Here is a 20,366-nt window from a genome sequence, read left to right on the forward strand (position 1 = left end):
GTTAGACGTGTCCCATCGCGTTCCGGCCGGCGTTGCGGATGTAGCAGGTCCAGCAGACCAGCAGCATCAGGACGTAGGCGCCAACGAATCCGTAGAATGCGGGGGTGTAGGAGCCGCTGGCGGTGCTGGAGGCGTTCAGGACCTGGGGAATGACGAAGCCGCCGTACGCGCCGATTGCGGAGATCAGCCCGAGGGCCGAGGACGCCAGGCGCTGGGTGGCCACCGAGCTGGCGCCGTTGCGTGCGGCCCGGCTGGAGGTGGCGAAGATGACCGGGATCATCCGGTACGTGGCGCCGTTTCCAAAGCCGCTGGCGGTGAACAGCATCAGGAAGAGGACCAGGAAGAGCCAGAAGTTCTTCAAGGGCAGGATCCAGATCATGGTGAGCGTGATGACGACCATGGAAGCGAAGGCGGCCACGGTCATCCGGGCCCCGCCCATCCGGTCCGCCATGCGTCCGCCGTAGGGGCGGGCCAGCGAGCCCACCAGGGGGCCCAGGAACGCAAGGGACAGGGCCACGGTGCCTACTCCGATGGAGGAGAACGCGGGGAAGTAGTCCTTGATCAGCTTGGGGAATACACCGGCAAAGCCGATGAAGGAGCCGAAAGTACCGATGTACAGCAGCGCCATGATCCACAGGTGCGGTTCCTTGAGTGCCGCGACCGAGCCGGCCACGTCACCCTTGGCGCTGGTGAGGTTGTTCATGTACTTGAAGGCGCCGTATGCCGCGAGAAGGATGAAGGGAACCCACATCCAGCCGGCCATGGGCAGGTTGACGGTGCCGGCGGCCAGCAGGGTGATCACGATGGGAACAGCAAGCTGTGCGACGGCGGCGCCCAGGTTTCCGCCGGCGGCGTTCAGGCCCAGCGCCCAGCCCTTTTCCCGGGCCGGGTAGAAGAACGTGATGTTCGCCATGGAGCTGGCGAAGTTGCCGCCGCCGAAGCCGGCGAGGGCGGCAACGAGCAGCATGACGCCGAAGGGCGTCTCCGGGTTGGAGACACACAGGGCCAGGCCGGTGGAGGGGATCAGGAGCAGCAGGGCGGACACGATGGTCCAGTTGCGGCCGCCGAAGCGGGGGACCATGAAGGTGTACGGGATGCGGAGGGTGGCACCCACGAGGCTTGGCATCGAGATGAGCCAGAAGATTTCCGAGGTGGAGAAGGTGAAGCCGGCGGCGGGAAGTTGGACCACCACGATGGACCACAGCTGCCAGACGACGAAGCCGAGGAATTCGGCGAAAATGGACCAGTTCAAATTGCGGCGGGCGATGGCGCGGCCAGCGGTTTCCCATTGTTCCTTGTTCTCGGCATCCCAGTTGGCGATCCAGCGGCCGGGGCGGAACTCAAGGGCAAGGGTGTCTGTGGTGCGGGTAGAGCCGGGCTGTACGCCGGCATCGACAGTGCGGTCAACAGTCACGGGTTACCTCCTTCGGGGGATGTTGTTCCTCCAAGGTAGGGACGGCGCGTTTCGCGGACGGTCGATGTTTGTTAACGCGCTGTGACTTTTGCCTATCCGGCCGGCCGGGGCAGCGTGAGGCTGTCCTTTCCGCCCGGAATGTGGGACACGCAACAGCGGTCCGCATAGTGGACGTTTCGTCCATTGACTGGACGCGGCGAAGTAAGATCGAACTCTAACTATTCGAGCCGGGAGGCAGCCTTGCCTGCGCCCGGCCGGTCCATGAAAGCGTTTACCTATGTCATCCACCGATATCACCAAGGTGCCTGGTTCGCACCAGCCGGTGAACTCCCGAGGCCGCGTTATCGTGGCCAGCCTGATCGGCACCACAGTGGAGTTCTACGACTTCTACGTCTACGCCACGGCCGCCGTGCTCGTGTTCCCGAAGCTTTTCTTCCCGAATGTGAACGAAACCACCCAGCTGCTGAGCTCCTTCGCCGTCTTCGGCGTGGCCTTCATTGCCCGCCCCCTCGGCTCGATCGTCTTCGGGCACTTCGGGGATAAGTTCGGCCGCAAGGGAACCCTTGTTGCGTCGCTGCTGACCATGGGCATTGCCACCTTCCTCATCGGCTGCCTGCCCACCGCAAAGGTGGAAGGCTGGGAGTTCTGGGCACCGGCCCTGCTGGTGGTCATGCGCTTCGCCCAGGGCCTGGCCCTCGGCGGCGAGTGGAGCGGCGCGGCCCTGCTGGCCACCGAGAACGCACCCGCCAACAAGCGCGCCATCTACGGCACCTTCCCGCAGCTCGGAGCCCCGATCGGCTTCATCATCGCCAACGTCATCTTCCTGGTGGCCAGCTACACGCTGACCCCGGAGGCCTTCGCAGCATGGGGCTGGCGCGTGCCGTTCCTGCTCAGCGCCATCATGGTGATCATTGGCCTCTACGTCCGTCTCAAGCTGATCGAAACCCCCGCCTTCACCAAGGTGGTGGAATCCAACGAGGTAGCCAAGCTTCCGCTGGGCCGCGTCTTCAAGTCGAGCTGGCGCCAGCTGATCCTGGGCACGTTCATCATGCTGGCCACCTACGTGCTGTTCTACCTGATGACCACGTTCACGCTGACCTACGGCACCAAGCCCACCTTGGAGGGTGCCAAGGCTGCCGCCGAGAAGGCCGGAAAGCCCATGACGGAAGCCGCAGCTGCCGCGTTCGTTCCCGGCCTTGGCTACAGCCGCAACGACTTCCTCTGGATGCTGATTGCCGGCGTCGTCTTCTTCGGCATCTTCACCCTAGTGTCCGGACCCCTGGCCGAGAAGTACGGCCGGCGTAAGATGCTCCTGGCCGTCACTGCGGGCATCTTCGTGTTCGGCCTGCTGTTCGTGCCGCTGTTCAGCGGCGGCTTCGTGGGCACCATGGGCCTGCTGATCCTTGGCTTCTCCCTGATGGGCCTGACCTTCGGGCCGATGGGAGCGCTGCTGCCGGAGCTGTTCCCCACGAACGTCCGGTACACCGGCTCGGCCATCAGCTACAACTTCTCCAGCATCCTGGGTGCGGCCGTGGCTCCGTTCATCGCCGTGGCCCTGTGGGAAACGGCCAAGGGCAGCCCCGTCCTGGTAGGCGTCTACCTGACGACCATGGCCGTGCTCACCCTGGTTGCGCTGTTCCTCACCCGCGAAACCCGCGACCTGGACTACGAGAACAACGTGGCCTGACGCTCCGCGTGCATTCCAGCCCACTTGCCGGCTGGCCTGCCCGGCGCCGTCCTGCAATGACAGGGATGGTGCCGGGCATTTGCTTTAAGTGCCGGAGGCAACCGGGCGGGAATGCACGACGGCGGGCTGCCGCGGCTTGGTGGTGTGCGGCTCAGCGGGCTCAGGGTCAGCGGGCGTAGCGGGCCACGAAGTTCTTCAGCACCGTCATGGGTTCGGTGACGGTGAAGCGGCTGGCCGCCGCCATCAGCTCCTCTGCGGATTCGGGCGGAAAGTATCCGGCGTGCCGGTAGATGTCGATCCGCGTCACCAGGCCCCCGGCATCCAGCTCGGGGTGGAACTGGGTTGCGTAAAGATTGGTCTTGATCCGGAACATGTGGACCGGGCAGGTGGCCGAGCTTGCCAGCAGCACCGCGTGCGGGGGCAACGAACTGACGGCCTCCTTGTGGCCGGTCAGCGCCGTGAAGGTCCGTGGCATGCCCTGCAGCACCGGATCGTGCAGCCCGTCCTCTGTCAGTTCGATCTCCACGGCGCCCAGCGGCTCGCCATAGGTCCGGTCGATGACGGCGCCCTGGTGTTTACCCAGTGTGCCCACCCCGTAGCACGCCCCCAGGAACGGGAAGTCGCGGGCCACCAGGTGGTCCAGGAGGGCTGACAACTCCCGCTCCACCCGGTGCTGGACCGGACTTTTCTGCTCCGGCGGGTCGCTGGAAGTGAAGGGGCTGCCGCCCACGATGACGCCGGAGAACTCCGAAAGATCCAGCGCGGGCAGGGGAGCGGCCTCGAGCCGAACCCGGCGCAGCTCGCGTTCCTCCAGGCCGCCGTACCTCAGGTAGGCGGCGTATTCGTCCTCCGCGGCCGCGTCTTCCGCGCGGGAGGCGAGGAGCAGGAAAGGCAGCATGAGCTAAGTCTGCATCCTGGCGGCGCCCCCGGCCAGCACCGGCTCAGCCGGCGGGCTGGGTCAGCGACCGGCGGGACTGTGGGCGCGCTGCGGGGTCGGCGTGGCGGTGCACCAGTTTCCAGTACCCTTCCTCGCGGCGGAAGATGCTGGTCACGCGAAGCGCGAACTCCTCGGTGGCGGCTGCCCCGTCCAGCCGTGCCCGGAAGTGCTCGGTTTCCACCAGGTAGGCGGTGTCGCGGGCCGTGTAAGAGGTGACGGTATCGAAGCCCAGCATCTCGCCGTCGCGGAACTGCCGGGCAGCTTGGTCCAGCCGGGCCTCCACCTGCGCCCAGCCGCGGGCTATGCCGCCGAACGGATTGGCCAGGGTGACGTCGTCAAGGCGGGAGTAGAGCTCCTTGATGGGCCCCGGGTTGCCCTGGGTGATTTCGGGAACCGCCTGGTGGTAGCGGTCCACTTCTTCCTGGAAACTTGGTGCGAGCATGGCTGCCTGGACTGCTTTCTAGTCTTCGATGGTGGCGATGATGGCGCCCGCGGACACCGTTTCGCCAGCCGTTGCCGTCAGGCCCGTGATGGTGCCGGACCGGTGGGCGGTGAGGGGCTGCTCCATCTTCATGGCCTCGAGGACCACCACCAGATCGCCTTCGGACACCACGTCCCCGTGCGTCACGGCAACCTTCACGATGGTGCCTTGCATGGGGGAGGTGAGGGCGTTGCCCGTGGCGGCTGCGGGGCCGGCGGAACGGGAGCGCTTCTTGGACTTGCCCGGCTTGCCGGCGGCGGCTGCCGCGGTGCCCGGCGTGCCCAGTGAGGCGGGGAGGACCACCTCGAGGCGCTTGCCGCCCACTTCCACCACCACGCGCTGGCGCTCCTCCACAGAACTGTCGGCGTCCGCGGTGCCGTCCGGGGTCCAGGCGGGGATGTCGTTTACGAAGGACGTCTCGATCCAGCGCGTGTGGACCTTGAACGGTCCCTCGGCGGGGGCGAAATCGGGGTTGGAGACGACGGCGAGGTCGAACGGGATGACGGTGGGAATGCCCTCGACCACCATTTCCTCCAGGGCGCGGCGGGAGCGCTGCAGGGCCTGGGTGCGGTTGGCGCCGGTGACCACCAGCTTGGAGAGCATGGAGTCGAAGTTGCCGCTGATGACGTCGCCCTGCTCCACGCCGGAGTCGATCCGGACGCCGGGGCCGGTGGGGTTCTTCAGGCCTGTGATGGTGCCCGGGGCGGGCATGAAGTTCCGGCCAGGGTCCTCGCCGGTGATGCGGAATTCGATCGAGTGGCCGCGGACCTCGGGGTCGCCGTAGCCCAGTTCCTCGCCGCGGGCCAGCCGGAACTGTTCGCGGACCAGGTCGATGCCGGTAACTTCCTCGGAGACGCAGTGCTCCACTTGCAGGCGGGTGTTGACCTCAAGGAAGGAGATGGTGCCGTCCTGGCCCACCAGGAACTCGCAGGTGCCGGCGCCGAGGTAGCCGGCCTCCTTCAGGATGGCTTTGGAGGATTCGTAGAGCCGCTGGTTCTGTTCGTCGGTGAGGAATGGTGCCGGGGCCTCTTCGACCAGTTTCTGGTTGCGCCGCTGCAGTGAGCAGTCGCGGGTGGAGACGACGACGACGTTGCCGTGCGCGTCGGCGAGGCACTGGGTCTCGACGTGCCGCGGTGCGTCCAGGAAGCGTTCAATGAAGCACTCGCCGCGGCCGAAGGCGGCCGTGGCTTCGCGGACGGCGGATTCGAACAGTTCGGGGATTTCTTCGCGGGTGCGGGCCACCTTGATGCCGCGTCCGCCGCCGCCGAAGGCAGCCTTGATGGCCACGGGCAGGCCGAACTTGTCGACGAACTCCAGGATTTCCTCGGCGGAACCGACCGGGTCCGCGGTCCCGGGCACCTGCGGTGCGCCGACCTTTTCGGCGATGTGCCGTGCCTGGACCTTGTCGCCAAGTGCGGAAATAGCCTCAGGGGAGGGGCCGATCCAGGTGATGCCCGCTTCGATCACGCGTGCGGCAAACTGGGCATTTTCGGCCAGGAAGCCGTAGCCGGGGTGGATGGCGTCGGCGCCGGAGCGCAGGGCCACCTCGATCAGCTTGTCCATCACCAGGTAGGACTCTGCAGCCGTGGTGCCGCCCAGGGCGTAGGCCTCGTCGGCGAGCTTCACGTGCAGCGCGTCGCGGTCCGGGTCTGCGTAGACGGCCACGGAGGCGATGCCTTCGTCGCGCGCCGCCCGGATGATGCGCACGGCGATTTCACCCCGGTTGGCGATCAGCACCTTTGTGAGGCTGGGCTGCGTGGTACCTGCGGACTGCTCCAAATTTGCTGACAAGGCGTCTCCTTCTTTCCTTCAGGGAGCCTAGCGCGGTTTTGGAGGTTCCGCCGATATTACTTGCGGAATCCGCGTGTAAAGCGGCCTTCCTTTGTAGGGAAGCTACAAGCTGTGCGGAAAGGGAGGGTTTTACCGGGGCGGCCAGAGGTCCGTGATGCGCACGTTGGCGGACGCCAGCAGGCCGCGCAGGGTGGAGACCGACAGGCCGACGACGGCGTGCGGGTCGCCGTCGACCTTCCGGATGAAGGCCCCGCCCAGGCCGTCGATGGTGAAGGAACCCGCACAGTGGAGCGGTTCACCGGTGGCGATGTAGGCGTCGATCTCTGCCGGGTCCATCTCCAGGAAGGAAACCTCGGCTGAGGCGACCGCGCCCACCGTGGCGCCCGAGCCGCGGCGGCCGCTGCCGTCGTCGTCCGTGTCCCTGCAGTCCACCAGCCAGTGCCCAGTGTGCAGCACCCCCGCACTGCCGCTCATCCGGAGCATCCGCTCGCGGGCCACGTCGGCGGTGTAGGGCTTGCCGTGCGCCTCGCCGTCGAACTCGAAGACCGAGTCGCAGCCCAGCACCAGGGCGCCGTCCGCTTCCGGCAGGGCCGCCACGGCCTCGGCCTTGGCGCGGGCCAGCAGCAGCGCGGTGTCGTGCGGGTCCGTGACGCCGTAGTGCGCCTGCACGGCTGCTTCGTCGACGTCGGACACCAGCACGGTGTGCCGGATGCCGGCCTCGGCCAGGAGCTTGGTGCGGGCGGGGGACTGGGAGGCGAGGATCAGATGGAGCACCGCTTCAGCCTAGTGGACCAGCTCGCCGGAGACCGGTGCCGCCTGGCCACGGTTCAGCTTGGCGCCCTCCACGTCCACGTCCGGCAGGATCCGGTCCAGCCACCGCGGCAGCCACCAGGACTTCGCGCCGAGCAGGTACATCACGGCCGGAACGATGGTCATGCGGACCACGAAGGCGTCGAACAGGACGCCGAACGCCATGGCAAAGCCCAGCGGCCGCACCATGGTGAGGTGGCTGAAGATGAAGCCGGAGAACACGCTGACCATGATGATCGCGGCGGCGGTGACCACGGCGGCCGCGTGCCGGAAGCCAACCCGGACCGCTTCCTTGGCGGATGATCCGTGCATGTACGCCTCCCGCATGCCGGAGGCGATGAACACCTGGTAGTCCATGGCCAGGCCGAACAGCACGCCGATCAGGATGATGGGCAGGAAGCTGAGCACCGCGCCGGGGTTGGCCACGTCGAAGACGTTCCCCAACCAGCCCCACTGGTACACGGCAACCACGGCGCCGAAGGCGGCTGACAGGGACAGCAGGAAGCCGCCCGTGGCCAGCAGCGGGACCACGATGGAGCGGAACACCAGCAGCAGGAGGATCAGGGAAAGCCCGACGACGATCGCCAGGTAGGGCGGCAGGGCGTCACCGAGCTTGGTGGAGACGTCCACGTTGCCGGCGGTCTGCCCCGTCAGTCCCATGGCCACGTTGTAGTCATCCTTGATCTGGCCGTTGAGCCCCCGCAGCTCGGAAACCACCTTGACGGTGCTGGCACTTGCCGGGCCTTCCTTGGGGATGACCTGGAAAACGGCGGTCCGACGGTCTTCGCTGAGGGCCACCGGCACGGCAGCCACCACGTTGTCCACGGCGCGGAGCTTGTCCGCGATGTCGTACTGCAGCTTCTGCGCCTGGGCTGCGTCCAGGTTCGCCGGGAACTCACCGACGGCCACGATGGGTCCCGTGACGCCTTCTCCGAAGCTGCGCGCGGTCAGGTCATAGGCCTGGTAGGCCTCGGACTCCACGGGCTCGGAGCCGCCGTCGGGCAGGGCCAGCTGCAGCTGGGTGGCGGGAAGGGCCAGCGTGCCGAGCAGGAGGACGCCGGCAATAAGTGCCACCCACGGGTGCCGGGTGACCAGGCCGCCCCATCCGCGGGTGCTGCGTTCGCGGTCGGTCGCCTGGTCCGCGGCTTCGTGGCCGGGTTCGGCGTTGTGCGCCTCCGACTTGGCCCAGGCACGCTTGGAGACGATGCGCCGTCCGATCAGGGACAGCATGGCGGGAGTCAGGGTGATGGCCACGAGGACTGCCACTGCCACGGTTCCAGCTGCCGCAAGGCCCATGACGGTGAGGAACGGCAGTCCGGGGACCACCAGGGCGGCCAGGGCAATGACGACGGTCAGGCCGGCGAACACCACAGCGTTGCCGGAGGTACCGTTGGCCCGGGCCACGGACTCTTCAGGGTCCATGCCGGCGAGGAGCTGGGTCCGGTGCCGGTTAACGATGAACAGGGAGTAGTCGATGCCGACGGCGAGGCCCAGCATGAGGGCCAGCATGGGGGAGATGGAGCTCATGTCGAACAGGCCGGAGAGGGCGAACGTGATGCCCACGCCCACGCCGACGCCGATGATGGCCATCAGCAGCGGCAGCCCGGCGGCGATCAGCGTGCCCAGCATCAGGATGAGGACCAGCGCTGCAACGGCGATGCCGACGATTTCCGCGGTGCCGAACAGGGCTGAGATGTCCTCGGTGATTTCCTTGCTGGCCAGTGCAGTGACGCCGGCCGAGGAGGTTTCATGGGCGATCTCCTGCACGTGCTTGCGCACGGCCGGGGTCAGTCCGTTGATGGAGGTGTTGAACTGCACCTGTGCCACGGCAGCCTTGTTGTCTTCGGACACAAAGCGGATGGCCGATGCCCCCTGGGCCTGGCGCTTGCCCAGTTCCAGCTTGGCCTTGTTGGCGGCCAGTTCCTGGGTGCCGGCGTCAAGCTTGGCCTGGCCCTGCGCGAGTGCTGCCTTCTGCTGGCCCAGCTGGGCTTCAATCAGTGCTGCCGGCGCTCCGGCGGCGGTGAGCTGCTGCTCGGCTACGGCCAGCTGTGCCTTGCCGGCGTCAAGCTGGGCGCGGGAGGCGTCCAGCTGCGCCTGGCCTGCTGCCAGCTGCTGTTCACCGTCGGTGATGGCCTTGCCGGCCTGGTCCACCTGTGCCTGGGTGGCGAACGGGTCCACCGTGCCGCGGACCTCGGGGAGGGTCTGGAGTTTCTTCAGCGCATCCGTCACGGCAGCCCTGCTCCCGGCCGTGAAGCCGCCGTCGGGGGCCTCGAAAACGATCGTGGCGCTGCCGCCGGAGGCCGAGGGCAGCTCCTGCTTGAGCTTGTCCGCGATCCGCTGGGTTTCAGTCCCGGGAATCTGGAAGTTGTTGGACGGGGTGCCGTGGAATGCCGCGGCCGATCCGCCTACAGCCACCAGCACGGCAAGCCACAGGGAGATGACAAGCCAGCGCCGGCGGTAGGAGAACGTGCCGAGGCGGTAGAGGAGGAGTGCCATGCGGGTGTACCGATCTGATCAGGAGGAACGGGTGGCGGATGGTGGAGCGGGGGTGTTGAAGCCTGTGGCCAGCAGGGCCATGGCATCGATGAGCAGTTGGCGGAGCTCTGCCAGGGATGCGGGTGTCAGGTCCGGACCACGCCGGCTGAACCACACCTCCATAGCGGCTTTTCCGCAGGAGATGATGGAGCCGGCCAGTGCGTGGATGTACAGCTCGTCCTGCGCCCCGGGGGTTCCGGCGAGGCGCTCGCGGGCGACGGTGAAGACCTGCGTCCGGCAGTGGTCCCACGCCTCAAGCTCGGTGTGCGACATCAGCGGGCTCTGCTGGGTCAGCGTGAAGAGTTCTGCCAGCGGGGCCACGGCCTTCGGGTCGGCCAGGGCCACCAAAGCGGCTTGTGCGGACTCCAGCATTGGTTCGTCCACCGGACGCAGGCGCAGTTGTTTGATCGCATTGTCCAGGAAGCCGTGGACGATGGACGCCAGGGCAGCGTCGGTGCTGCTGAAGTAGTTGAAGAAGGTGCGGCGCGAAATCCCCGCGGCGTCGGCGATGTCCTCGACGGTGAAGTTTCCCGGCCCTTTGGACCGCAGCAGTCCCAGCGCGGCGTCGGTGATCGCCTGCCGGGTGGCTGCCTTGTTCAGCTCGCGCCGGGTAGGGGCTGCAGTTTCGGTGCCCGGCTGCGGGCGGGGTTCGGTCACGCTCTTACACTATGTGCAAGTTTGCACTCGATGCAACTTTAATTCACAGGAGAACGAAAGGTTCCCGACAGCCTCTCCTGAAGTGCCGTGGCGATGCTTGGTATGTCTCGCCACGAGGCACATCACCAGCAGCCGTCAGACGACGGCTCGATCAGGAGACATGATATGAACCCCACGAAAAAGATGACCCTGGGCATGTCGGGGGCAGCGCTGGCGCTTGCTGCCGGCATCGGTTTCGCCGGCATGGCCTCAGCGACCACCACCACGCCCAGCCCCTCACCGAGCGCAAGCTCCAGCGCATCGACTGATGGAAGCACGGGCACGGCCCCTGACGGCATGGGACGCCACGGCGGCCGGGGCGGCCACGGCATGGTGCAGGCTTCGGCCCTCGCTGCCAAGCTTGGCGTGGACGAAACCAAAGTGAGCGACGTGCTGAAGGCCTTCCGCGATGCCAACAAGCCCACCACGCGGCCTGCTGACGGCCAGAAGCCCGATCCGGCCACCCGCGACGCGGCCCTTGCCAAGGCCCTGGCTGATTCGCTGGGAATCGACGAGGCCAAGGTGACCCAGGCCCTGGAGGAGCTTCGCACCGAGGCCCAGGCTGAACGCGCCGCCGGGCTGAAGACGCGCCTGGACCAGGCTGTCACCGACGGCAAGCTGACCCAGGCCGAGGCCGACGCCGTTACCAAGGCGGTCCAAAACGGGATCATCGGAGGTGGCGGCCGCTGACCTGAGCCGGCGGTTGACGGGTATTTGATCACTTAAAGCAGGAACGTCCCCGGGAGAATCTCCCGGGGACGTTTCCTATGGCGGCGCTGATTAGGCCTTGGCATCCTGCAGTTCGCGGGGTGCGGCGTCTGCGCTGATGCCGTCAGTGGCGGTTTCGCCGCCGGCAGCGTCGCTGTCATCCACGAACGGGGTGCCGTTGCGGGGTGCGTTGTACAGCGACTCGTCCAGGATGCCCTGGCGCTTTGCCACGATGGTGGGAACCAGGGCCTGGCCGGCCACGTTCACGGCGGTGCGGCCCATGTCCAGGATGGGGTCAATGGCCAGCAGGAGTCCGACGCCGGCCAGCGGCAGTCCCAGCGTGGAGAGCGTCAGGGTGAGCATCACCACGGCGCCGGTGGTGCCGGCGGTTGCGGCCGAACCCAGCACGGAGACCAGGGCGATCAGCAGGTACTGGCTGAAGTCCAGGTGGATGCCGAAGAACTGGGCCACGAAGATCGCCGAGATTGCCGGGTAGATCGCGGCGCAGCCGTCCATCTTGGTGGTGGCACCCAGCGGCACGGCGAAGGAGGCGTAGGCGCGGGGGACGCCCAGGCTGCGTTCGGTCACGCGCTGGGTCAGCGGCAGGGTCCCCACGGAGGAGCGGGACACGAAGGCCAGTTGGACGGCAGGCCATACTCCGGAGAAGTACTGCTTGATGGACAGGCCGTGACTGCGGACCAGGATGGGGTAGACCACGAACAGCACCAGGACCAGGCCGGCATAGATGGCCACCGTGAACTTGCCCAGCGAGCCGATGGTGTCCCAGCCATAGACCGCCACGGCGTTGCCGATGAGGCCAACGGTGCCCAGCGGTGCGATGCGGATGATCCACCAGAGGACCTTCTGGATCACGGCAAGGGCCGAGGCGTTGAGGTTCAGGAACGGCTCCGCGGCCTTGCCGACCTTGAGTGCGGCGACGCCCACGGCGATGGCGATCACGAGGATCTGCAGGACGTTGAAGCTGATGGAGGTGGTGACGGCGCCGGACTCGGCGACGGTGGAGCTGGCACCGAGGCCCAGGAAGTTCTTGGGGAAGAGGCCCACGAGGAAGGCCCACCAGTCACCGGACTTGCCGGTGTACTTGGCGTCCCCGCTGATGCCGGTGTTGGCGCCGGGCTGCAGCAGCACGCCCAGGCCGATGCCGATCAGCACGGCGATCAGGGACGTGATGGCGAACCAAAGCAGCGTGTTCCAGGCCAGCCGGGCGGCGTTGGACACCTGGCGCAGGTTGGAGATGGAGCTGACGACGGCGGTGAAGATCAGCGGGACCACGGCAGTCTGCAGCAGCGACACATAGCTGGAGCCGATGGTCTGCAGGGTGGCGCCGAGGGCGTTGGGGTTGGTCTTGGTGCTGCCGGTGTACTTTGCCAGCAGGCCGAGGCCCAGGCCCACAATGAGGGCGGCGATGATCTGGAAGCCGAACGAGCCCGCCCACTTGGGCAGCTGGAATCCGGTCTTCCCTGCGGGGGACGGGGTGCTTGTCTGAGTGCTCACCAGAACAAGCTAGACCCCCAGCCAATACCACGTCGAAAGAACATTGAGAAATATTACGCGTCAACGTTCACGGCAGGATCTGGAAAACCCCGGAAATCCAAGGCCGGAGCGGCTTGTGTTACATATTCCCGGCGCAGTTGTGCTTAATGTCTCGTGCTGGAAGGGGCGGGAGGGCGGCATCCGGCAGCGCGCGTCAAAGCGAGGTACGAGCAGCGCGCCGAGGATGTTGCCCTCCCGCCCCGAAGGGGCGACTACGACAAGAGCGCGCGCCGCAGGGTATCGAGTCCAACAGAGCCGATGTTGAGGGCCTTGGTGTGGAACTCCTTGAGGTCGAACCCGGGCCGGGCTTCGAGTTCGGCACGGATCTGTTCCCAGAGGCGCTGGCCCACTTTGTAGGAGGGAGCCTGGCCGGGCCAGCCAAGGTAGCGGGTGAACTCGAAGTTGAGCTGGCCTTCGCTGATGGGGAGGTTTTCCTTGAGGAAGCCGTAGCCCTTGTCGGCGGTCCAGGTGCCGGCTCCCCAGCGCCGGGGCATCTCGAGTTCGAGGTGCACGCCGATGTCGAAGACCACGCGGGCGGCACGCATGCGCTGCATGTCCAGCATGCCCAGGTGGTCGCCGGGATCGTTGAGGTAGCCCAGTTCCTGCATGAGCTTTTCCGCGTAGAGGGCCCAGCCTTCGCCGTGGCCGGAGGTCCAGCAGACGTTCCGGCGCCATTTGTTCAGCAGTTCGCGGCGGTAGGTTGCGGTGGCCACCTGGAGGTGGTGGCCGGGAACGCCCTCGTGGTACACGGTGGTGGTTTCGGCCCAGGTGGTGAACGTGTCCTCGCCGGCCGGGACGGACCACCACATGCGGCCGGGGCGGCTGAAGTCGTCGGACGGGCCGGTGTAGTAGATGCCGCCCTCATCAGTGGGGGCGATCCGGCATTCGAGTTTCTTCATGACGTCGGGGATGTCGAAGTGCACCCCGGCGAGTTCGGCAACGGCTTTGTCGGATAGGTCCTGCATCCATGCGCGGAGTGCCTCGGTGCCTTTGAGCTGGCGTGCGGGATCGTTGTTGAGGATGTCCTTGGCCTCGGCGATCGTGGCGCCTGCCTTGATGCTGCCGGCAACGCGTTCCTGTTCGGCGATGAGGCGGTCCAGTTCCGCCACGCCCCACGCGTACGTTTCTTCCAGGTCCACTTCCGCGCCGAGGAAGGAGCGGGAAGCCAGTGCGTAGCGTGCCCTGCCCACGGCGTCCTTCTCGGGCGCGGCGGGGAGCAGTTCGGTGCGCAGGAATTCCGCCAGCCGGGTGTAGGCACCCCGGGCTGCGTCAGCGCCGGCGTCGAGCCTGTCCTGCAGGGCAGCGGGAAGCGGACCTCCAGTGATGGTGGCTTCTGTGGCGAGCTTGGCGAAGAAGCCGTCCGGGGCGGCGTACTTGGCCACCTGTTCGATGACGATCCGCACCTGGCGGGCAGCGGACACCCTGCCGGAGTCCCTGGCCATGCGCAGGGACTCGATGTACCCGCTGATGGCAGCGGGCACGTTGTGGGCGCGCCCGGCAATGTGCTCCCAGTCCTGTTCGCTGTCCGTGGGCATGAGGTCGAAGATGGCCCTGATGTCCTGGGCGGGGGAGGCGATGTTGTTCAGGTCCGCGTATTCCCAGCCGGAGGCGTGGATCAGCAGCTGGAGGCCCAGCCGTTCCCGCATGGCGTCCAGGGTCACCGCGTCCACGTCGTCTTCCGGTTCCAGGCCCTCCAGGGAGGCCAGGGCTTCCCGTGCCGCCTCTGCGAATCCGGCAATGCCGGCAGGTGAGAAGTCCTGGTACTCCGTCTCATGTCCGGGCAGGCCAAGGGTGGTGGCGAACGTCGGGTTGAGCCTGATCAGGGTGTCCGTGTAGTTGTCCGCGACGGCGTCGATCCGGGTATGCGGGCGCGCGGCGGGTGCAGTGTCTGTAGTCACATTCCGAGACTAATAGCCAGGGTGCGAAAGATCCGGCTTTTCAGCCGCGGCTTCGTTTCCAGGCGCCTGGTCCCGGCGTGGGGTCCAGCTTGAGCTGCTGCCGGCGCACCCAGTGCCGCACGGACGGTTTGTCCGCACGCGCTGGTTCGGCGCCGCCGAGGGAAAGGACGACGGCGGTGAGCGCGGCCAGCTCCTCGGCGTTCGGCTGTCCCTTGACAACAGAGAGCAGGGGAGCGGCCTGGGCTTCGGAAGTCTCCACGGCCCCCGCCTCGGGATCGTGTGCGGCGGTCACAGGGGGATGTTCCCATGCTTCTTGGCGGGGAGGCTGGCGCGCTTGTCGCGCAGGGCCCGCAGTCCCTTGATGATCTGGATGCGGGTATCCGAGGGGGCGATGACGGCGTCCACGTAGCCCAGCTCGGCTGCCTGGTAGGGGTTGAGGAGTTCTTCCTCGTACTGGCGGATCACTTCGGCGCGGCGCGCCTCCACGTCGCCCCCGTCCTGGGCAACGGCGGCGAGGTCGCGCCGGTAAAGGATGTTCACCGCGCCCTGCGCGCCCATGACGCCGATCTGGGCCGTGGGCCATGCCAGGTTCAGGTCGGCGCCGAGCTTCTTGGAACCCATCACGATGTAGGCGCCGCCGTAGGCCTTGCGGGTGATGACGGTGAGCTTGGGGACGGTGGCCTCGGCGTAGGCGTAGAGGAGCTTGGCGCCGCGGCGGATGATGCCCTGGAACTCCTGGTCCTTGCCGGGAAGGAACCCGGGAACGTCCACCAGGGTGATGATGGGAATGTTGAAGGCGTCGCAGTGCCGCACGAACCGGGCGGCTTTTTCCGATGCGGCGATGTCAAGGGTGCCGGCGAACTGCAGCGGCTGGTTGGCTACGATGCCCACGGTGTGGCCCTCCACCCGCCCGTAGCCGATCATCACGTTGGGGGCGTACAGGGCCTGCATCTCCAGGAAGTGCCCGTCGTCCACGATCTGTTCCACGACGGCGCGCATGTCGTAGGGCTGGTTGGCCGAATCCGGGACCAGCGTGTCCAGGGCGAGGTCGTCGTCGTCCACCTCCAACTCCTGCTGGTGCCCCAGCACCGGTGCCTCCGAGAGGTTGTTGGAGGGCAGGAAGTCCAGCAGTTCGCGCACGAACTCGATGGCATCGGTTTCATCCGAGGCCAGGTAGGCGGACGTTCCGGTGGTGGCGTTGTGCTGCCGGGCGCCGCCCAGGGTTTCCATGTCCACGTCCTCGCCGGTGACCGTCTTGATGACGTCGGGGCCGGTAATGAACATGTGCGAGGTCTTGTCCACCATCACCACGTAGTCGGTGAGGGCGGGGGAGTAGGCGGCGCCGCCGGCGGACGGGCCCATGATGAGGGAGATCTGCGGCACCACGCCGCTGGCGTGGACGTTGTTGCGGAAGATGTCCGCGAACATGGCCAGGGAGGCCACGCCTTCCTGGATGCGGGCGCCGCCGCCGTCCAGGATCCCGACGACGGGGCAGCCGTTGCGGAGGGCGAACTCCTGGACCTTGACTATTTTTTCGCCGTTGACCTGGCTCAGCGAGCCGCCGTAGACGGTGAAGTCCTGGCTGTAGACCGCCACCAGGCGGCCGTCCACGGTGCCGTAGCCGGAGACCAGGCCGTCGCCCAGGGGCTTCTTCTTGTCCATGCCGAAGGCGGTGGAGCGGTGCACGGCCAGCGCGTCGAATTCGACAAACGAGTCCTCGTCCAGCAGCAGGTCAATGCGCTCGCGGGCCGTGTTCTTGCCGCGTGCGTGCTGCTTTTCGATGGCTTCGGGGCCGGAGGGCTGTTCGGCGCGCGCCTGGCGGTCGCGGAAATCGGCAATCTTTCCCGCTGTCGTTGTCAGATCGTGGCTCATCAAGTGTCTCCGGCTCTGTAGCAGGTCAGTTCTGTTGGCTGGTGGCCCGCGTTGTCCGGAGCATTAAGTAGCATCCACACAAAAGACCAACCCTGCTGGCAAGTCTAGTGACGCTTTGGGCGCCTACAGCTGTAGGGAACCTACAATTTTCTGCGTTTCCCCCAGCCTCTCTCCCATGTTACTCACCGGTAACTTAGTTGGGTTACAGTGTTCCCATGACTTCTAGCGATGATGCTGTGCATGCTCCCGAAAGCCCTTACCGGGCGGCAGGTTCCCTGGCGGGCAGGACCATCCTGATCTCCGGCGGCAGCCGTGGAATCGGGCTGGCTATTGCCACGAGGGCGGCCAGGGACGGCGCAAATATCGTGCTCCTGGCCAAGACGGGGGAGCCGCACCCCAAACTGGACGGAACCGTTTTTACCGCGGCCGGGGAACTGGAGCAGGCGGGCGGCCAGGCACTGCCGCTGGTGGGCGATGTGCGCCGGGATGAAGACGTGGCCGGCGCCGTGGCCGCAGCCGTTGACCGCTTCGGCGGCATCGACATCGTCATCAACAATGCCTCCGCCATCGACCTCTCCACCACTGACGCCGTGGACATGAAAAAGTACGACCTGATGCAGGACATCAACGTCCGCGGCACCTTCCTGTTGTCCAAACTGGCGCTCCCGGCGCTGCGTAAGTCAGAACAGGGGCACATCCTCACGCTGTCGCCGCCGCTGAACCTCCACCCCTCCTGGGCCGGAAAGCACCTTGCGTACACCATGGCCAAATACGGGATGAGCCTAACCACGCTGGGGCTGGCCGAGGAACTGAAGGCTGACGGGATCAGGGTCAACTCACTCTGGCCGTGCACCCTGATCGACACCGCCGCCATCCGGAACATGCCGCACGGCGAAACCATGGTTCTGGCCGCACGGGGCCCGCAGATCATGGCAGACGCAGCGCACGCCATCCTCACCGGTGCCAACCTGTCCGCCGGCGACCCGCCGTCGGGCAATTTCTACACGGACGAGCAGGTGCTGGCGGCAGCGGGAGTCAACGATTTCCGCCCCTACAGCCTGGGAGCGCCCGAAGACCAGCTGGTTCCGGACATCTTCCTTTAGCCGGGTCTCCTGCCGCGCCCGCATTGTCCACGCGCTGCCGTGACGGGCTGGGCGGTGGCGGCCGGGCAGTGGCCGGCTCGGTGGGACTGGCCAGGCTCGGTAGGATTTGGATATGGACGACGCACACGCACCGGGCACTCCCCTGAACCGAGGGGACCTGGCCGACCAGCGTTTCCTCGCTGCCACAGGAATACCGCGGATCGATGTTGTGGACTCCACCGGCTCCACCAACGCGGACCTCCTGCGCGGTGTCACCGTTGAACCTTCAGCATGGCCGGACCTCTCTGTGCTGACGGCCGAGTACCAGACTGCGGCCAGGGGACGGCTGGACCGGCGCTGGGAAGCTCCGCCGCTGAGCTCGGTGTCCGTGTCCGTGGTGCTGCGTCCGGTCAACGCGGAGGGCAGGCCCCTTCCCACCCAGAGCTATTCCTGGTTGTCCTTGATCGCAGCCCTGGCGCTGCGCGAAACCCTCCTGGAAACTGCCGGCATTCCGGCCGAACTCAAATGGCCCAACGACGTCCTGGTCCGCGGCAGGAAAATCGCCGGCATCCTGGCCCAGCTGGGCCCGATGGTTGACGGCAACGTGCCCCCCGTCATCCTGGGGACCGGCCTGAACGTCACCCTGCGCGAAAGCGAACTTCCGGTGCCCACCGCCACTTCGGTGGCCCTGGAAGGTGCCCGCACCACCGACCGCACCGCGCTGCTCAAGAGCTACCTGACCAACTTTGCGGTCCTGTACCGCAGTTTCTGCAACGCCGATGGCGACCCCGCGGCCGGGCTGGCGGGTGGTCCGTCCTTGCACAAGAGGGTGGAAGCCGTGATGGTCACCTTGGGGAAGCAGGTGCGCGCGCAGTTGCCCGGCGACCACGAAATCATCGGACATGCGTCCCGCCTGGATGACTACGGCTCCCTGCTGGTGGTGGACCGTGACGCGCGGGAGCACGTGGTGACCGCCGGAGACGTGGTTCACCTGCGGCCCTGGACGGCACCGGACGCGCCCAACCAAGGCGGTTATGCGTAAAACCCTCCTTCCCGGGGAGCAGGTCATCGTCACTACCCGTCCCCAGCCCAGGAAGCTGGCCGGGGCAGCTGTGGCCTTCGTGCTGGCGCCGGCATTGGCTGCCTACGCAAGTGCCTGGATCATCCGCGGCGGGGCAGCCCGCCTGGCGCCTGCCCTTGGCCGCCAGTGGACGCCGTGGCTTGTCACCGCCTGTGTGGCCGCCGCCGCGGCCGTGTGGCTGGCTTATTGCCTGCCCCGTCTCCTCCGCTGGCAGGGAACCCGCTACACCCTGACCAGCCAGCGGATGGTGGCCCGCTACGGACTGCTGAACAGGCGGGACCAGCAGGTGAACCTGGCATCGGTGCGTAACCTGACAGTCCACGAATCCTTGCTGCAGCGATTGGTGCGCTCGGGGAATATATCCTTGGAAACCGGGTACCAGGGCGTGGTGACCTTTCGCGACGTGCCCGAGGTTGCCAGGTTCCGCGACTTTATCCTCGACGCCATCGGGGAACTGCCGGACGACAGCCCGGATTTCAGCGAGCCCCAGCTTGGTGGCGCGATGCATTACCCCGCCGGTGCTTTTCCGGAGGACATGAGAGAAGGTGGACGGGATGACCGATGAGGCCCAGCAGGAACGCGTTGACAGCATCGCCCCTGCCACCGCCGCCTTTGAACCAACTGATGCATCCGCCTCGGTGAACGCTGCCGGCGACGCGACGCCCGCACCCGACACCGCCGCCGCCACCCCCGCTGTGGACCGGCACCCGCCCACCGGAACCATGTCCGCCGAACGCCTGGCCATGAAGGCCCTCGAAGCCCGCCTCCTGGGCGGCGAACGCAAGCTCCGCCGTCGTGAAGTTGCTGCCGGCGCGGGACTGTCCCTCCTCTCTGCCCGCAAACTCTGGCGTGCCCTGGGATTCCCGAATTTCGGCGACGAGGACGTCGCCTTCACCGAACGCGACCAGGCCGCCCTGTCCACTGTGGTGGATCTGGTCCGGGCCGGAAAGCTTACGGAAGAGGCTGCCATTTCGGTGACCCGCTCCATCGGGCAGATGACGGACCGCATGGTGGTCTGGCAGATCGAAGCCCTGGTGGAGGACATGGTCCACGAGCAGGGCGTTACCGATGCCGTGGCCCGGAAACGCCTGGTCAATGAACTTCCGGCCCTGGTGGACGCCCTCGAAGAGGTCCTGGTGTACTCCTGGCGGCGCCAGCTCAACGCCGGGGTCCAACGGCTGGCGGTGCGTGCCGAAGCAGGGCTGCAGGCCAGCGAGGAAGGCCGGGAAGGCGATGAGGACGACGCTCCGCTGCCCCTGGCCCGCGCGGTGGGTTTCGCGGACCTGGTCTCCTACACCAGCCTGTCCCGGCGGATGAACGAAAAGACGCTGGCCCGGCTGGTCCAGCGCTTCGAAAACAAGTGCGCCGAAATCATCTCCGTGGGGGGTGGCCGCCTGGTCAAGACCGTGGGCGACGAAGTCCTCTACATCGCCGAAACCCCGGCCGCCGGCGCGGAAATTTCCCTGGCGCTGGCCGAGGCCTTCACCGAGGACGAAATCCTGCCCGAAGCCCGGGTGGCCATGGTGTGGGGCAGGATCCTCTCCCGTCTTGGCGACATTTACGGCCCCACGGTCAACCTTGCAGCCCGCCTGACCACCCTTGCCGACCCCGGTACGGTGCTGGTGGACTCCATGACGGCCTCCGCCCTGGAGCACGACGAGCGGTTCGTCATGATTCCCCAGGCCCCGGAAAACGTCCGCGGGTTCGGCGAAATCAATCCCGTCCGCCTCACCCGCGGCCGCGGCAAGGGCTTGGTCCTGGACTAGGAAACCGGCAGTTGCGGCTCCCGCCGAAGCCGGACCGAAAGAATTTATCCATTT

The 20,366-nt window shown here is 66.8% G+C and carries 17 protein-coding genes; 6 read left to right on the forward strand and 11 right to left on the reverse strand.

Annotation, left to right across the window (positions count from 1 at the left end; translation table 11 throughout):
* Position 1: 1 nt before the first annotated feature.
* The gene (locus FBY33_RS11640) at positions 2-1,414 is read right to left on the reverse strand and encodes an MFS transporter (RefSeq protein WP_142030704.1); all 1,413 of its coding nucleotides are present in this window, start codon (positions 1,412-1,414) and stop codon (positions 2-4) included.
* Between the two features lie 277 nt (positions 1,415-1,691).
* Between FBY33_RS11640 and FBY33_RS11645 the strand changes: the two genes are divergently transcribed.
* Positions 1,692-3,101, forward strand: coding sequence for an MFS transporter (locus tag FBY33_RS11645; RefSeq protein ID WP_142030705.1), 1,410 nt, complete (start codon positions 1,692-1,694; stop codon positions 3,099-3,101).
* Between the two features lie 166 nt (positions 3,102-3,267).
* Here FBY33_RS11645 and FBY33_RS11650 read toward each other — a convergent pair whose 3' ends face one another.
* From FBY33_RS11650 to FBY33_RS11675, 6 genes are all read right to left on the reverse strand, one after another.
* Positions 3,268-3,999: a glutamine amidotransferase gene (locus FBY33_RS11650; protein ID WP_142030706.1), complete on the reverse strand. Its 732-nt coding sequence runs from the start codon at positions 3,997-3,999 to the stop codon at positions 3,268-3,270.
* Positions 4,000-4,042: 43 nt separating this feature from the next.
* Positions 4,043-4,480: a YybH family protein gene (locus FBY33_RS11655; RefSeq protein WP_142030707.1), complete on the reverse strand. Its 438-nt coding sequence runs from the start codon at positions 4,478-4,480 to the stop codon at positions 4,043-4,045.
* A gap of 18 nt (positions 4,481-4,498) precedes the next feature.
* Complete coding sequence (locus FBY33_RS11660) at positions 4,499-6,310, reverse strand: acetyl/propionyl/methylcrotonyl-CoA carboxylase subunit alpha (protein WP_142030708.1); 1,812 nt, start codon at positions 6,308-6,310, stop codon at positions 4,499-4,501.
* Positions 6,311-6,439: 129 nt separating this feature from the next.
* Positions 6,440-7,084 (reverse strand): Maf family protein, encoded by a 645-nt coding sequence (locus tag FBY33_RS11665; protein ID WP_142030709.1) that lies wholly within the window; start codon positions 7,082-7,084, stop codon positions 6,440-6,442.
* A gap of 9 nt (positions 7,085-7,093) precedes the next feature.
* Entirely contained in the window at positions 7,094-9,616 is a 2,523-nt protein-coding gene (locus FBY33_RS11670) for an MMPL family transporter (protein WP_142030710.1), read from the reverse strand.
* 18 nt (positions 9,617-9,634) lie between these two features.
* On the reverse strand, positions 9,635-10,312 hold the full coding sequence (locus tag FBY33_RS11675; RefSeq protein WP_142030711.1) for a TetR/AcrR family transcriptional regulator: 678 nt from the start codon (positions 10,310-10,312) through the stop codon (positions 9,635-9,637).
* Positions 10,313-10,477: 165 nt separating this feature from the next.
* Between FBY33_RS11675 and FBY33_RS11680 the strand changes: the two genes are divergently transcribed.
* On the forward strand, positions 10,478-11,041 hold the full coding sequence (locus tag FBY33_RS11680) for a hypothetical protein (protein WP_142030712.1): 564 nt from the start codon (positions 10,478-10,480) through the stop codon (positions 11,039-11,041).
* Between the two features lie 90 nt (positions 11,042-11,131).
* Here the strand turns inward: FBY33_RS11680 and FBY33_RS11685 are convergent, their stop codons facing one another.
* From FBY33_RS11685 to FBY33_RS11700, 4 genes are all read right to left on the reverse strand, one after another.
* Positions 11,132-12,574 carry a dicarboxylate/amino acid:cation symporter gene (locus FBY33_RS11685; RefSeq protein WP_142030713.1) on the reverse strand — a complete coding sequence of 481 codons (1,443 nt, stop codon included), beginning with the start codon at positions 12,572-12,574 and terminating at the stop codon, positions 11,132-11,134.
* Between the two features lie 251 nt (positions 12,575-12,825).
* Positions 12,826-14,511, reverse strand: a complete 1,686-nt coding sequence (locus tag FBY33_RS11690) for a DUF885 domain-containing protein (protein ID WP_142030714.1) — start codon at positions 14,509-14,511, stop codon at positions 12,826-12,828.
* Between the two features lie 40 nt (positions 14,512-14,551).
* Positions 14,552-14,803 carry an acyl-CoA carboxylase subunit epsilon gene (locus FBY33_RS11695; protein ID WP_235010545.1) on the reverse strand — a complete coding sequence of 84 codons (252 nt, stop codon included), beginning with the start codon at positions 14,801-14,803 and terminating at the stop codon, positions 14,552-14,554.
* Positions 14,800-16,383 carry an acyl-CoA carboxylase subunit beta gene (locus FBY33_RS11700; RefSeq protein WP_142030715.1) on the reverse strand — a complete coding sequence of 528 codons (1,584 nt, stop codon included), beginning with the start codon at positions 16,381-16,383 and terminating at the stop codon, positions 14,800-14,802. The genes FBY33_RS11695 and FBY33_RS11700 overlap by 4 nt, the downstream gene beginning before the upstream one ends.
* A gap of 215 nt (positions 16,384-16,598) precedes the next feature.
* Between FBY33_RS11700 and FBY33_RS11705 the strand changes: the two genes are divergently transcribed.
* The 4 genes from FBY33_RS11705 to FBY33_RS11720 all read left to right on the forward strand — a co-directional run bounded on the left by FBY33_RS11705 (position 16,599) and on the right by FBY33_RS11720 (position 20,312).
* A complete protein-coding gene (locus FBY33_RS11705; protein ID WP_142030716.1) occupies positions 16,599-17,486 on the forward strand; it encodes an SDR family oxidoreductase in 888 nt (295 codons plus the stop codon).
* Between the two features lie 112 nt (positions 17,487-17,598).
* Positions 17,599-18,507, forward strand: a complete 909-nt coding sequence (locus FBY33_RS11710; protein ID WP_142030717.1) for a biotin--[acetyl-CoA-carboxylase] ligase — start codon at positions 17,599-17,601, stop codon at positions 18,505-18,507.
* The gene (locus tag FBY33_RS11715) at positions 18,500-19,111 is read left to right on the forward strand and encodes a PH domain-containing protein (RefSeq protein WP_142030718.1); all 612 of its coding nucleotides are present in this window, start codon (positions 18,500-18,502) and stop codon (positions 19,109-19,111) included. The genes FBY33_RS11710 and FBY33_RS11715 overlap by 8 nt, the downstream gene beginning before the upstream one ends.
* Positions 19,101-20,312, forward strand: coding sequence for an adenylate/guanylate cyclase domain-containing protein (locus FBY33_RS11720; protein ID WP_142030719.1), 1,212 nt, complete (start codon positions 19,101-19,103; stop codon positions 20,310-20,312). The genes FBY33_RS11715 and FBY33_RS11720 overlap by 11 nt, the downstream gene beginning before the upstream one ends.
* Positions 20,313-20,366 lie beyond the last annotated feature (54 nt).

The organism is Arthrobacter sp. SLBN-112 (assembly GCF_006715225.1).
Taxonomy (GTDB): Bacteria; Actinomycetota; Actinomycetes; order Actinomycetales; family Micrococcaceae; genus Arthrobacter.